We start from the raw sequence: 13,955 nt of genomic DNA, 5'->3' as shown, positions 1-13,955 counted from the left end.
CCGATCATTGTTTTGGGTAACGGAAGCTTATCAGAAGGCTTTCTACGTTACCTGACAATTTGTACGGCTGACATTCGTAAAGCAATCGCCTTGCCAGATTGGCGAGACTGCTCCAGAACAGCGCAGCTGCGCGGGTTCAGGGCATGCTTGGCGGTCAGCCGCTGGCTCTTCTCTGGGCTAGTTTGCCCTAAAATAGTGCGCAAAACGCTCATTCGCCCAATAATGGTGCGATCAGGCGGCTGGGCCCGGTTCAGCGCCGGTGAGCAGGGGCTGGCGTTCGTCGTCCAGCTCGCCGGCGCCGACGATACGGTTCCGGCCCGTCGCTTTGGCGTGATAGAGGCGGGCGTCTGCCCGTCGCACCAGAGCCTTGAGGCTGTCGCCGTCGATCCCGTACTCGGCGACGCCACCGCTGACCGTCAGCGACAGTGTGGTGTCGCCGATCACCAGCAGGGTTTGCTCGATGTTCTGACGAATCTTGTCTGCGACCACCCGGGCTTGTTCCAGGGACGTGTCGCTGAGCAGCAGCACAAATTCTTCCCCGCCCAGGCGGGCGGCCAGGTCGGTTCGGCGCAGAGACGTCTGCAGCAGTCCAGCCACGTGCCGCAAGGCCCGGTCCCCGGTGTCGTGCCCGTGATCGTCGTTCACGCGCTTGAAATGATCCAGGTCCAGAATCAGAGCGCTCAGAGGCGTGCCCTGGCGCAGGCTCCGGCGACGCTCCAGCTCAAACACATCGGCAAGGCGAGCCCGATTGGCCAGCCCGGTCAGCGGATCGGTCTGGGCCAGCTTGAGCAGGCGCTGCTCCGACTGCTCCCGGGTAATTTCATAAATGTGGGAGAACGCCAGAATGCACAGGGACATGATGCCGATATTGGCGATCGGGATGGCCTGCATCAGGGTTGGATCGCCCCGGTGTTTCAAGTAGAAGATCACCGCTGCGATGGTCATGAAGATGCCGGAAATCAGCAATCCCTGGCGCCGCCCGGTCAGCAGGTGGGCGAGAATCGGAATCAGCAGGACCCAGGCGAACACCGTGGAGGTCGCCCGTGGCGTGGTCAACGCAAACATCATGGTGATAAAGAACGGCAGCAGGTAAGCCAATACCCATCGCTCGAGATGGCGGGTGTTGCGGACCGCGCGGAAAATGACTGCGGCGTACAGGGCCATGCCGATTTCCGCGAACGCCAGCGGGTGATTGCCACGCTGCATATTCAGCAGGAAAAAGAGAATGCCGGCGACGAACGTGAAGACGAGCAGGGCCCTCAAAACCGCCTTCCGGTATGGGCGGGCGAGCTGGCGCTGTGATTCCTGGTAGCTGTCCATGGCGTTCCGGCCAGAGCGCCCGGATGAGCGCGGAAGAATAAGCAATCGCCGCAGAATAGGGCATTTGTCTGTATAACCGCAAGATCAAACCATGTACAATTCCGCACCCTTTATTTCCGATCTTCCCACTGGATGGGGAGCATCGATTTCCGGGGCGGCTTGGCACCCGGTGCCGGTACCCCACATCAATGCAGCAGGCGAACCTTTCGAATGTCTTCTACTATCAGTAAGTTGCGTAACATCGCGATCATCGCTCACGTTGACCATGGTAAAACCACACTGGTCGACAAGCTCCTGCGCCAGTCCGGCACCCTGGACCGGAAAGAGCTGGAGAACGAGCGTGTCATGGACTCCAACGATCAGGAAAAAGAGCGTGGTATCACCATTCTGGCCAAGAACACGGCCCTGAAGTGGAACGGCTACGACATCAATATCGTGGACACCCCGGGCCACGCTGACTTCGGCGGCGAAGTGGAGCGGGTGATGAGCATGGTGGATTGCGTGCTGCTGGTGGTGGATTCCATTGACGGCCCGATGCCGCAAACCCGCTTCGTCACTCAGAAAGCGTTTGCCGCCGGCCTGCGTCCGATCGTGGTGGTGAACAAGATCGACCGCCCGGGCGCGCGTCCGGACTGGGTGGTGGACCAGGTGTTTGACCTGTTCGACAACCTCGGTGCCACCGACGAGCAACTGGATTTTCCGATTGTTTACGCCAGCGCCCTGAACGGCATTGCCGGCACCGATCACGAGAAACTTGACGATAATATGGACGCGGTGTTCCAGGCCATCGTGGATCACGTCCCGGCGCCAGATGTCGACCCGGACGGCCCGTTCCAGATGCAGATTTCCCAGCTGGACTACAACAGCTTTCTGGGGGTCATCGGCATTGGTCGTATCACCCGCGGCAAGGTCAAGACCAACTCGCCGGTCACCGCGATCGGCGCCAACGGCAAGAAGCGCAACGGTCGTATCCTGAAAATCATGGGCCACTCCGGCCTGCAGCGGGTGGAAGTGGACGAAGCCCAGGCCGGTGACATCGTGTGTGTCAGCGGCATGGATGAGCTGTTCATCTCAGACACCCTGTGTGACCCTGCCAACGTTGAGGCGCTGCCCGCCCTGACCGTGGACGAGCCCACCGTTTCCATGACCTTCCAGGTAAACGACTCCCCGTTCGCCGGCCGTGAAGGCAAGTACGTGACCAGCCGCAACATCAAGGAGCGGCTGGAAAAGGAGCTGCTGCACAATGTGGCGCTGCGGGTTGAAGAAGGCGAGTCCGCTGACAAGTTCAAGGTGTCCGGCCGGGGCGAATTGCACCTGTCCGTTTTGATCGAGAACATGCGCCGGGAGAACTTCGAACTGGCCGTGGGCCGGCCGGAAGTGGTCATCAAAGTTGTGGACGGCGTCAAGCAAGAGCCGTACGAGAACGTTATTGTCGACATTGAAGAGCAGCACCAGGGCCCGGTGATGGAACAGATGGGGCTGCGCAAGGGCGATCTGACCAACATGGTTCCGGATGGCAAGGGCCGTATGCGGCTGGAATACACCATCCCGGCCCGCGGCCTGATCGGTTTCCGGAATACCTTCCTGACCATGACGTCCGGTACCGGCATCCTGACCTCCACCTTCAGCCATTACGGTCCGGTCAAGCTTGGCGATGTCACCAACCGCCAGAACGGCGTGCTGGTGTCCATGGCCACCGGTACCGCGCTGACTTACTCCCTGGAAACCCTGCAAAGCCGCGGCAAGCTGTTTCTGGCCCCGGGCCAGGAGATTTACGAAGGGCAGTTGTGCGGCATTCACAGCCGGGACAACGACCTCGTGATCAACCCGACCAAGGGTAAGAAGCTCGACAACATGCGCGCTTCCGGTAAGGATGAGGTCATCGCCCTGGTACCGCCCATCCGGCACACCCTGGAGCAGGCCCTCGAGTTCATTGACGACGATGAGCTGGTGGAAGTGACCCCGAAGTCCATCCGCCTGCGCAAGAAACTGCTGACGGAAAACGAGCGCAAGCGCGCCAACAAGAAGTAAGGGCAATAAACAGGGGTCAGATGAAAACGTTCATCTGACCCCGAGGTTCTGATCCCGAGTTCGCTGTCCGGGGTCAGAAGAGAGCTTTCTTCTGACCCCCAGCTTTGCCGCCCATCTTCTTCCCGCATCTTCATTTCACCACCCGCTTCAGCCACACTTCGGTAAACCCCTTCACACCGGAGCCGGCCCATGCTCACCCTTTTCCCCGAGATCCAGCCTAACGCCCAGCATCGGCTGGCGGTTGATCCGCCCCACGAGCTGTATGTTGAGGAGAGCGGTAATCCGGACGGCATTCCGGTTTTGGTGGTCCATGGCGGCCCCGGGGGCGGTTGCAGCGACGATCACCGGCGCTATTTCGACGCTGAGCGGTACCGCATCATTTTGATGGACCAGCGCGGCTCCGGCCGGTCAACACCCCTGGCGGAGCTGGTCGGGAATGACACGGACGCGTTGGTGCGCGACATAGAGACGGTGCGCCGGTTTCTTGGTGTCGATCGCTGGCTGCTGTTTGGCGGGAGCTGGGGCTCCACCCTTAGCCTGATCTATGCCCAGGCCCACCCAGAGCGGGTGCTCGGGCTGGTTCTGCGGGGGATTTTCCTATGCCGCCCCCGGGACATTCACTGGTTCTACCAGGACGGTGCCAGCCGGGTCTTCCCCGACTACTGGGAGGATTTCCTGGCGCCCATCCCAGAACGCGAGCAGGGCGATCTGGTGTCGGCGTATTACAGGCGCCTGACCAGCGCCAACGAGCTGGAACAGATCCAGGCGGCGAAGGCCTGGTCGATCTGGGAGGGGCGGTGCGCCACGCTTCACCCAAACCCTCGCGTGGTCGAGCACTTCGGTCACCCCCACGTGGCAATTGCGCTGGCGCGCATTGAGTGCCACTACTTCATGAATCAGGCGTTCCTGGCGCCGGACCAGATTGTCCGGGACGCCCATCGGCTCCGGGATATTCCTGCCATTCTGGTGCACGGCCGGTACGATATGGTCTGTCCGGTAGAGAATGCCCTGGCGCTGAGCCGGGTGTGGCCTGAAGCGGATCTTCGAATCATTCGTGACGCCGGGCATTCGGCCTCGGAGCCGGCCATCATCGATGCGCTGATCCGGGGCGTGGAGGACGTGATCGCCCGCGCGCAGCCGGTCGCGGGCTAGCGGGGTGCGCGCTGTGGGTTGGGTTGCGATCCGTTAACCGGCTCTATACACTCTTGCGCGTTCTTAATGTTTCCGCCGCAGGACGCGAATGAAAGGTCTGATCCAGCGAGTCTCTGAAGCCGCCGTTAAGGTTGATCACGAAACGGTGGGTACCGCGGGCCGCGGCCTCCTCGTCCTGCTGGGCGTTGAACGGGGCGATGACCTAAACCGCGCAAGGGATCTGTGCCGCCGAATCACCACCTACCGCATTTTTCCCGATGAGCAGGGGCGCATGAACCGAAGCCTGGAGCAGGTGTCGGGCGACCTGCTTGTGGTATCCCAGTTCACCCTGGCCGCCGACACCCGCTCCGGAACCCGTCCGGGGTTTTCCACCGCTGCTGAGCCGGCATTGGCGGAATCCCTGTACCGGGCGTTCCTGGCAGAGGCGGAAGCACGCCTCGGCGCCGGGCGTGTACAGTCCGGGCGCTTCGGCGCAGATATGCGGGTGTCCCTGGTGAATGAGGGGCCGGTAACATTTTTGCTGGAGGTGCCGGGTAGGGCGTAGGCGGGGTCATGTCCGTTCGGGCCTGCACCGAAATCTGGCAGGGATTGGTTTGTTGCGCCCGGCTGGTGCATGCGAGGCGGGAATCAAGCGCGCCTGCGGGGAGCATTGTTGTTCAACCGACTGAAAAAAAACACAAAACCGGTGCCTGGCCCTGGATTTGATTGGTGACTGACGAGATACGTCGGGCGAAACGCCTTAATCAAACGATCAGAAAAGACGCAATTTCGGTTTGCAAAAATGTCAGGTTTGTATTAAAACAGCCTCATGAATTATGGCTTTAAGAAATAGCTGTAAGTGATTGACCTAGAAAGATGTGCCGAGAGGCAAATCTTAAGAATAACAAAAAAGGTTATCGGATTGTCATGGAAGTGACATGAAGATAGCGGAGAATCCGGTGTCACCGGCGCGTCCGGCTCACCACAAGAAACCGGGATTCATACCCGTCGCTAAAACCTGAGTTAACTCAAAAAGGAAGACGCTAAAATGAAAAAAACGCTTATTGCATCCGCCATCGCAGCGGCTACGTTCTCCGGCGCAGCCTTCGCCCAGGACGCGACCCTGTCCGCCTCCGAGCTGGCCGCGCGCATGGATTCCATGCCGACCGTTTACGGTAACATCCAGCTGGCGTTCGTTCACGACAACTACGACGGCGGCACCTCTGACTCCGAGCTGGCCGATAACGGTTCCACCATCGGCGTGGCTCACGAGCACGAAATCGCTCCGGGCGTGACCGGTTTCTTCAAAGCCGAGCTCGAGTTTGACGCGGACCAGAAGGCCGGAAACGGCGGCCTGAATGCGTTTGATGAAGCCTACTTCGGCGTGAAAGGCGATCGTTTCGGCCAGGTCTGGATCGGCTCTGACGACTCCACCTACGAAACCGCCATCGATGAGATCTTCAACTTCTACGAGTACGGCACTGGCGTTGGTGGCAGCTACAGCACCGGCGAAGGCGACTCCATCCAGTACCTGTCTCCGTCCTTCGCAGGCCTGACCCTGGGCGCTGAAGTTCAGATCAGTGGCGCTGGCACAGCGGAGGATGCGAATGGCAACGATGTAAACTATGGCAAGTCCTACCCGTACCAGCTGGCGGCCATGTACACCGCTGGCGGCCTGGAGCTGGCCTTCGCCATGGACTCCAACGACGGCAAGACCGCGTACTCCAGCAACGACGAGCTGGATGTGAACAACGAAAACACCTACGGTGTGCGCGCCAGCTACAACCTGGATAACCTGCGCCTGACCGCGTCCTACCAGACCCGGAAGGACGTCTACGACACCGCCGGTGTGATGGCCATCTACACCCTCGGCTCCAACCAGTTCGCCGCGTCTTACCAGAACGTGGATTCTGACGTAGCCGATGCTCAAGGTGACGTCATTGCGCTTCAGGCCCTGCACAACCTGTCTGACAACATGTACGTCTACGTGGAAGGCTACTTCTACGGCGGCGACGAAGTGTATGCCTACGACGAGAACGGCACCTCTGGTGTAACCGACCAGCGCACCATCGGCGTTGTCGGCGCGACCTACTACTTCTGATTCGCACCCGCGACAGAACGTAACGTCGCACTCTGAAACCGGTGGCCTTCGGGCCGCCGGTTTTTTTATGCTTGTTTCCCAGGATTCCTGTTGTTCCAACCCGACACATCGCGGACGTCACGAGCGCTTATGCCCCAGGAAATTGAAATCAAATTAACCGTTGGCGCGGACCATCTGGCCGAGGTCGAGCGTTGGCTGGCACCTCGCCTGAGCGGGGGGGCGGCCAAGCCCGCCGGTGAGTGCCCGTTGCTCAACCGCTATTTCGACACGCCGGATGGCCAGTTAAACCGGGCCCGGGCCGCGCTGCGAGTGCGCCAGTCGGGGGATCGCTGGATCCAGACCCTCAAGACCCAGGGCGAGTATCGCAACGGCGCTCACCGGCGGGAAGAATGGGAGTGGCCGGTCAGCGGGCCAGCCCTGGACCTGTCCGTCCTGGCGGGCCTGCCCCTGGCAGATGCTGTGGATCTGGGCCAACTGGACGTGGTCTTCGAGACCAACTTCCGCCGGCGGATCTGGAACCTCACGGAGTCGGTCGCTGAGGTGGAAATGGCGCTGGACTCGGGCTTGGTACTGGCCGGCGGGCGTGAGAGCCCGTTGAACGAGGTGGAGTTTGAGCTGAAGTCCGGGGACCCAGACGTCCTGCATCATCTGGCCGGTGAGCTGGCGGGGTCCGTGCCGGTGCTTCTGAATCTGGTCAGCAAGGCGGAGCAGGGGTACCACCTGGCGGGCATCGGGGCGGTGGCCAGACCTGAACGCCAACGCTCGGGGGAAGCGCTGTCCGTTGCCAGATGGCTCGACTACCTCAGCCAATGCTGGCTCCTGGGGGCTCTGGTGGCGCTGCCTACCGACCGTCTAGCGGCGCTGTCGTCGGCGGCGGATCGCGCCGGGGTTTCTGATGTGTGGAGCGAGCTCGCGCCGCTGCTGGCGGCCGGCCTGTCCGTACCGGCTTTGCTCGACGCATTTCCCCGTCTTGGTCAGGTTCAGCTTGCGCTTGCGCGGTCGTAGAGAAGGGGTGTTTCCTCAGCTATCTGGCGTGACGTCTGTTTCGTTGCCTGGAGGCAGGTTATACAGTGTGGCCACAATGACAAATCAAAAGAGGATTACCTGATGCCCCAGCCCTGGTCTGAACTGCCCGCGCCGCTTGCCGAGGACGTCGCCCGGTGTTGGGTCACCGTGTTTCCGGACGGCGTGCCTGGCTGGCTGGTGGATGCCCTCGGAGGCCCAAATGCGACGGTTGCGCCGGAAACCGTGGTCGCGGAGGCGCTGGCCCGCAGCCTGTTCCTGAGACAGACCCTGGAGCGTCACCCCGAGCATCTGTTGGAGGTGCTGGCCGCGCAACCACTGACCGCCGCCAACACGCCCACCTCGCTGGCGGCGCGCTGGCAATCCTATCAGCAGGGCGTCACCGATGAGGCGTCCCTGGGCCGTGAGCTGCGTCGATTCCGGCGGGAGGCGCAGTTCCGGATCATCTGGCGGGACCTGCTTCGGTGGGCCGACCTGGACGAAACCCTGGCGGCCACCAGTGCCTTTGCGGATATCTGCATCGATGGCGCCCTTGAGTGGCTGTACCGGGATGCCTGCGAGCAGCTGGGCACGCCTTACGGAGAAGATCCGGTCACCGGCGAAGACGCACCTCAGCGTCTGGTGGTGCTGGGCATGGGCAAGCTGGGCGGTCGAGAGCTGAACGTGTCCTCCGACATCGATCTGATCTTTGCCTTCCCTGGTAACGGGGAGACCCGGGGTGGCCGGCGGGCCATGGACAACCAGCAGTTCTTCATTCGCCTGGGGCAACGTCTTATCCAGTCCCTGGACCAGATGACTGCCGACGGCTTCGTGTTTCGGGTAGACATGCGCCTTCGGCCCTACGGGCAGAGCGGTGCGCTTGCGCTCAGCTTCGCCGCCATGGAGGCCTACTATCAGGACCAGGGGCGGGACTGGGAGCGCTACGCTATGGTCAAGGCCCGGGTGGTGGCCGGAGATCAGGCCGCCGGGGACGTGCTCATGGCCAGCCTGCGTCCATTTGTCTACCGTAAATACATCGATTTCTCGGCGTTTGAATCCCTTCGGGGCATGAAAGGCATGATCAGCCGGGAAGTGCGCCGCAAGGGCCTTGAGAACAACATCAAGCTGGGCAGCGGCGGTATCCGGGAGATCGAGTTTGTGGTCCAGGCGTTCCAACTGATCCGCGGAGGCCGGGATCGAGAGCTGCAGCAGCGGGAATTGCTGCTTATTCTCAAAGAGCTCGAGGCGCTGGAACTGTTGCCGTCCGGCGTGGTTGCCGAGCTGCGGGACGCCTACGTGTTTCTCCGAAATCTGGAACATGCCCTGCAGGGCCTGGACGATCGCCAGACCCAGACCCTGCCGGACGACGAGCTGAGCCTCGCCCGGCTGGCGCGAATCATGGGGTTTGCTTGCTGGGGTGACTGCCTGACGGCGTTGAACGGACACCGGGAACGAGTGTCCACTCACTTCGCCAACATCATCGCTAGCGAAGACGATGGCGACAGCGAGGATGCCGAGCTGGCTGGCGCCTGGTATGACATCTGGCTGGCAGACATGGACGACGAGGCGGTCGTCCAGTGGCTTGCAGAACACGGGTATGAATCGCCGGAAGAGAGCCGCCAGGCCCTCCGGTCTCTCCGGGAGAGCCGAACGGTCCAGACTCTTCAGACCCAGGGCCGCAAGCGCTTGAACCAGTTCATGCCGGTGCTGCTGGATGCGTTGACGTCCGTGGACAACCCCTCCGAGACCCTGTCCCGGGTGCTGCAGCTCGTGCAGGCCATACTCCGCCGCACCGCCTATATGGTGTTGCTGCTGGAAAACCCCGGCGCCCGCACCCAGCTGGTCCGCCTGTGCAGCGAAAGTCCCTGGATCGCCCAGCTGCTGGCGGACACCCCACTGCTGCTGGACGAACTGCTGAACGCGGAGAGCCTGTATACCCCGCCGACCCGGGAAATGCTGCAGGACGATCTTCGTCAGCAGATGCTGCGGATCTCTTACGACGACCTCGAAGAGCAGATGGAATCCCTGCGCCACTTCAAGAAAGCCCATGTGCTGCGGGTCGCCGCCTCGGAGCTAAAGGGTACGTTGCCGCTGATGAAAGTCAGCGACTACCTGACCTGGATCGCCGAGGTGGTGCTGGAGCACGTGGTGGACGTGGCGTTCGCCAATCTGGTGAGCCGCCATGGCTACCCGAGGCGGGCGGATGGCGGTACTTGCAACACCGATTTTGCCATCATCGGTTACGGCAAGTTCGGGGGCATCGAGTTAGGCTACACCTCGGACCTCGACCTGGTGTTCGTGCACACCGCCGATCCGCAGCTGTCCACCGACGGTGACCGGCCCATCGATAACGCGGTCTTTTACACCCGCCTGGGTCAGCGCATCGTCCACATCCTGAGCACCCAGACACCCTCCGGCCAGCTCTATGAAGTGGACATGCGCCTGCGACCGTCAGGCAATTCCGGACTGCTGGTCACCACGCTCCAGGCCTTCGAAAAGTACCAGCGAAATGACGCCTGGACTTGGGAGCACCAGGCCCTGACCCGGGCCCGTGGCGTGGCGGGTTGCCACGATACCCTGCACGCATTTGAACAGGTGCGCCATGACATACTCAGCCAGCCAAGGGACCGGGACGCCTTGCGCGGAGAGGTGGTCAGCATGCGGGAGAAAATGCGCGTCAGTCTGGGCACCCCGGAAGCCGACAGGGCCGAGGTTTTTCACGTTAAGCACGATACCGGCGGCATCATCGACATCGAGTTCATGGTGCAGTACCTGGTGCTGGCCTGGGCATGCGAGCACCCCCACCTGACCCGCTGGTCCGACAACATCCGGCAGCTGGAGGAACTGGGCCACGCCGGAGTGCTGCCGGTGGCGGATACTGAGCAGCTGCGGGACGCTTTCATTACCCTGCGCTCCAGTATTCATCGCCGGGCCCTGCAGAACCTGAACAGCCAAGTGCCGGGCGACGCCTTTTCGGAAGAGCGGGCTTACATTCGCCGCATGTGGGCATCGGTGATGCAGGGCGTTAGCGAGCCACAAGAAAAGTAGGAGCCTAAGTTTATCTCTGGCCAATTTTCCTGCTAGAATGCCGAATCCCTGAAAACTGCTTTTGTAGGAGCGCTCAAGAATGTCGATGGCTGATCGCGATGGCCTTATCTGGCTCGATGGTGAAATGGTTCCCTGGCGGGAAGCCAAAACCCACGTGCTGACCCACACGCTGCACTATGGCCTCGGCTGCTTTGAGGGTGTGCGGGCCTACAACAGCGTGAACGGCCCCGCGATTTTCCGGCTGCAGGCGCACACCGACCGCCTGTTCCGCTCCGCCCACATCCTCAATATGAAGATGCCGTTCAGCAAAGAGGACGTGAACGAAGCCCAGCGTGCGGCCGTTCGTGAGAACAACCTGGACGAGGCTTACATCCGTCCGATGGTCTTCCTGGGCTCAGAGGGCATGGGCCTGCGGGCTGACAACCTCCAGGTGCATATCATGGTCGCCGCCTGGAGCTGGCCGTCCTACATGTCACCCGAGGCGAAAGAGCGGGGCATCAAGGTTCGCACCTCCTCCTACACCCGGCACCACGTCAACATCACCATGTGCAAGGCCAAAGCCAACGGCAACTACATCAACTCCATGCTGGCGCTGAACGAAGCCATTTCCGGTGGCGCTGAAGAAGCCCTGCTGCTGGACAACGAAGGCTACGTGGCCGAGGGGTCTGGGGAGAATATCTTTATCGTCCGTGACGGCGTGCTGCATACTCCGGAGCTGACCTCCTGCCTGGAAGGTATCACCCGCGCCACCATCATCGACTTCGCGAAAACCCTGGGTCTGCAGGTGAAAGAGCGCCGCATCACCCGTGACGAGGTCTACATCGCCGAGGAAGCCTTCTTCACCGGCACCGCCGCCGAAGTGCTGCCCATCCGCGAGCTGGACGGCCGCATGATCGGCGCCGGCAAGCGTGGCCCGATCACCGAGAAGCTGCAGTCCATGTACTTTGATGCGGTGAAGGGCAAACTGGGGGATCGGCAGGAGTGGTTGACGCTGGTTAGGTAGGAGAGTCGCGATCGCTTCCAAGCCTCGTCATTTGGCAATTGGGCATGTGCGGCCTTTGACATGTGACGAGGCGTAGAATCCACGGTCGCTTCCTCGGTGCTGTTGCCAGGAAAACCGGGTCTCAGCACCGGCTTGGCGTTGAGAAAATAGAACGCTACTGGATTAACGTGATTCCATGCAGTTTCTCAATCGCGACACTGGATTCAAGGTGCTCTGGTGCCTGTTGACCGTCGCCATATTCCTTTTCTTTACTGATTTTTTCTTTGATATTGGTAACTATAAGACGCTCTTATATTTTGGCTTTTCATTTTTTGTTGGCGCCTTGCTTGTTTCCCCGGCTCATCGCCAAGTGCTCCATGAATTACGCCCCATCTGCGCCCCGCTGATCGTCGGGACAATCCTACTCATACTTTCCTGCATGGACTCCTCCAGCGGTCAGGTACGCAAAATTTCTGCCCAGAATATTGCGTACTTCATGGCGTTGCTGGTTATGCTGACCTTCTGGCTTTCGTCCATGACACCCACGGTCAGTCGTTGGGTGGTTCGGTCGGTAGCTTTGATCTTTACCCTATTATTAATGTACCAGTGGAATGCCATTTTTCACGTAAGTCACCTGAGAGGGAGCTTCTGGAACCCCCATTATCTTGGGCAGTTTTGTCTTTTATCTCTGGTGGCGTTAATTTCGGCTTTCATTCTTGAGCGATCTGTCGCTTTTCGAGCAACACTTTTGGTCCCGATATCTGTGGACCTTTACTTGTTGGTTTGCTCGCAATCGCGACCTGCCTGGCTCGCGGTAATAGCGGCTTCACTCACGATACTGCTCCTTTTTGGAACCCGAAAGCAGGCTATTGTGGGCAGCTTAATAATTGCCGTGTTTTCTTCAGTAATGGCGCTCGTATTTCCCGATCTTGTCGCTGAACGTATGGCACAGCTGCTTGAAAATCTTTCCTCGGAAGAGCGTGTCTCTATTTGGCGGGACGCCTGGAGAATGATCGAGGACATGAGCCTCCAACATTGGATTCTGGGCTCTGGTCCCGGCTCGAGTCAGGCGGTTATCGGCGCATACCTTGAAGAAGGCTATCGTTACATCGAATTTCCGCACAATTTCGTGCTGGAGGTATTGTTTGAGTCTGGTCTAATTGGGTTAGCCGCGGTGATTGCTCTCTACGCTTTTATATTTGTAAAGTTAGGCGCCGCAATTCGCGTTCGACATCCAAACCGGCAAATACTGGTCGTCATTTTTTGGGGGTTGTTGGCTCAACTCGCGTTCACCAGCATCGTTATACCCTTCTACTCACGACAGGTTCTTCTGCTTCAGGCGCCGCTGATCGCTGTGGGGCTCTTTATAGCCGGTCGATTCGAGCGGCATGGCCCGTCACAAAAAGGGCGTAAGCCTATAAAACCAATTGCCTCGTGATATTTTTCTCGCCGCTTTTGTTGTATCGCTATACAGTCGCAAAAATTCGTCAGCGTGTATGAGTAGAAATCGGTAAAGACTCAGATTGAAATAACATCGGCTATTTCGTTGAAGTAACGTCGACACGAACTGGAGTTTCTGTCGATCCTCAGAGGGCAGTATATCCCTTTCAATGAGGCACTCTATCAGCTCGCGGTTGCGAGCCAGCTTCCTTGCGTTTTTGGTTGCCCTGGAAACCTTCCGCCCTCTTTTTTTTGCGTTGAGAAGGGTGTTTTGCGCGTGTTGCCGATACAGCGAGCCGACTATGTTGCTGGCCTTTAAACCACCTCGTGCTGCTGCAATGATCGCCAGCCAGTGATCGTGTGAAAACACGTTGTTCGGAATAGGCAGCGCCCAATCGAGCAATTCCTTTCGCAAAAGACAGCTGTGTCCGATTACGCAGTTATCGAAAATGAGAGACAGCGCGCTTGACCCCTCCAGGCGTTTGACCCGGGGGAATGTCCCGTTCAGGGGCTTGCCGTTTTCATCGATTAGGGAGACCGCTGAATAGATAAGCAGACTGTCTCCCATTTCCTCCCAGAGTAACGACAGCTTGTTCTGAAGCCAGATGTCATCCTGGTCGCATAGCGCAATCAGCGATCCCCTGCACAATCTAAGTGCCTTCTCGAAATTCTTTATAAAACCGAGATTTTTGGGGTTTTTATGGAGCCGGATTCGACTATCTACGGCTGCATACCCTTCCAGGACTTCGATCGTGTTATCGGTTGAGCAATCATCAACAATGATTAATTCTATGTTCGGGTAATCTTGGGCCAGAACCGAGTCAATTTGCTGCCCCAGATATCGCTCTCCGTTATACGTGCACATCGCAACGGATATCAGTGGTTTTTCGTCGGTCATAT

Annotated in this window: 10 protein-coding genes; 8 read left to right on the top strand and 2 right to left on the bottom strand. The window is 59.5% G+C overall.

The window, feature by feature from the left end:
- Positions 1-231 precede the first annotated feature (231 nt).
- Entirely contained in the window at positions 232-1,320 is a 1,089-nt protein-coding gene (locus V3388_RS15170) for a GGDEF domain-containing protein (RefSeq protein ID WP_336368424.1), read from the bottom strand.
- Positions 1,321-1,530: 210 nt separating this feature from the next.
- On the opposite strand from V3388_RS15170, the gene typA reads away from it, so the two are divergent.
- From typA to V3388_RS15130, 8 genes are all read left to right on the top strand, one after another.
- On the top strand, positions 1,531-3,351 hold the full coding sequence (gene typA, locus V3388_RS15165; protein ID WP_336368423.1) for a translational GTPase TypA: 1,821 nt from the start codon (positions 1,531-1,533) through the stop codon (positions 3,349-3,351).
- Between the two features lie 189 nt (positions 3,352-3,540).
- Positions 3,541-4,503 carry a prolyl aminopeptidase gene (pip, locus tag V3388_RS15160; RefSeq protein WP_336368422.1) on the top strand — a complete coding sequence of 321 codons (963 nt, stop codon included), beginning with the start codon at positions 3,541-3,543 and terminating at the stop codon, positions 4,501-4,503.
- Positions 4,504-4,591: 88 nt separating this feature from the next.
- The gene (gene dtd / locus V3388_RS15155; protein ID WP_336368421.1) at positions 4,592-5,047 is read left to right on the top strand and encodes a D-aminoacyl-tRNA deacylase; all 456 of its coding nucleotides are present in this window, start codon (positions 4,592-4,594) and stop codon (positions 5,045-5,047) included.
- 483 nt (positions 5,048-5,530) lie between these two features.
- Positions 5,531-6,583 carry a porin gene (locus V3388_RS15150; protein ID WP_336368420.1) on the top strand — a complete coding sequence of 351 codons (1,053 nt, stop codon included), beginning with the start codon at positions 5,531-5,533 and terminating at the stop codon, positions 6,581-6,583.
- Positions 6,584-6,712: 129 nt separating this feature from the next.
- Positions 6,713-7,588: a CYTH domain-containing protein gene (locus tag V3388_RS15145; RefSeq protein ID WP_336368419.1), complete on the top strand. Its 876-nt coding sequence runs from the start codon at positions 6,713-6,715 to the stop codon at positions 7,586-7,588.
- A gap of 102 nt (positions 7,589-7,690) precedes the next feature.
- Positions 7,691-10,633 (top strand): bifunctional [glutamate--ammonia ligase]-adenylyl-L-tyrosine phosphorylase/[glutamate--ammonia-ligase] adenylyltransferase, encoded by a 2,943-nt coding sequence (gene glnE, locus V3388_RS15140; RefSeq protein WP_336368418.1) that lies wholly within the window; start codon positions 7,691-7,693, stop codon positions 10,631-10,633.
- A 79-nt stretch (positions 10,634-10,712) separates the two neighbouring features.
- Entirely contained in the window at positions 10,713-11,636 is a 924-nt protein-coding gene (locus V3388_RS15135; protein ID WP_336368417.1) for a branched-chain amino acid transaminase, read from the top strand.
- Between the two features lie 175 nt (positions 11,637-11,811).
- A complete protein-coding gene (locus tag V3388_RS15130; RefSeq protein WP_336368416.1) occupies positions 11,812-13,053 on the top strand; it encodes an O-antigen ligase family protein in 1,242 nt (413 codons plus the stop codon).
- Here the strand turns inward: V3388_RS15130 and V3388_RS15125 are convergent.
- On the bottom strand, positions 13,012-13,953 hold the full coding sequence (locus tag V3388_RS15125; RefSeq protein WP_336368415.1) for a glycosyltransferase family 2 protein: 942 nt from the start codon (positions 13,951-13,953) through the stop codon (positions 13,012-13,014). The two genes, V3388_RS15130 and V3388_RS15125, sit on opposite strands and share 42 nt — an antisense overlap.
- Between the last annotated feature and the right edge of the window lie 2 nt (positions 13,954-13,955).

Source organism: Marinobacter sp. C2H3 (genome assembly GCF_037080155.1).
Classification (GTDB): Bacteria; Pseudomonadota; Gammaproteobacteria; order Pseudomonadales; family Oleiphilaceae; genus Marinobacter.
This window is presented reverse-complemented; position numbering and strand designations above follow the sequence as displayed.

Excerpts from the sequence above, each read along its gene's own strand:
- V3388_RS15170 (WP_336368424.1), bottom strand. The coding sequence starts at position 1,320 with ATGGACAGCTACCAGGAATCACAGCGCCAGCTCGCCCGCCCATACCGG.
- typA (WP_336368423.1), top strand. The coding sequence starts at position 1,531 with ATGTCTTCTACTATCAGTAAGTTGCGTAACATCGCGATCATCGCTCAC.
- pip (WP_336368422.1), top strand. The coding sequence starts at position 3,541 with ATGCTCACCCTTTTCCCCGAGATCCAGCCTAACGCCCAGCATCGGCTG.
- dtd (WP_336368421.1), top strand. The coding sequence starts at position 4,592 with ATGAAAGGTCTGATCCAGCGAGTCTCTGAAGCCGCCGTTAAGGTTGAT.
- V3388_RS15150 (WP_336368420.1), top strand. The coding sequence starts at position 5,531 with ATGAAAAAAACGCTTATTGCATCCGCCATCGCAGCGGCTACGTTCTCC.
- V3388_RS15145 (WP_336368419.1), top strand. The coding sequence starts at position 6,713 with ATGCCCCAGGAAATTGAAATCAAATTAACCGTTGGCGCGGACCATCTG.
- glnE (WP_336368418.1), top strand. The coding sequence starts at position 7,691 with ATGCCCCAGCCCTGGTCTGAACTGCCCGCGCCGCTTGCCGAGGACGTC.
- V3388_RS15135 (WP_336368417.1), top strand. The coding sequence starts at position 10,713 with ATGTCGATGGCTGATCGCGATGGCCTTATCTGGCTCGATGGTGAAATG.
- V3388_RS15130 (WP_336368416.1), top strand. The coding sequence starts at position 11,812 with ATGCAGTTTCTCAATCGCGACACTGGATTCAAGGTGCTCTGGTGCCTG.
- V3388_RS15125 (WP_336368415.1), bottom strand. The coding sequence starts at position 13,953 with ATGACCGACGAAAAACCACTGATATCCGTTGCGATGTGCACGTATAAC.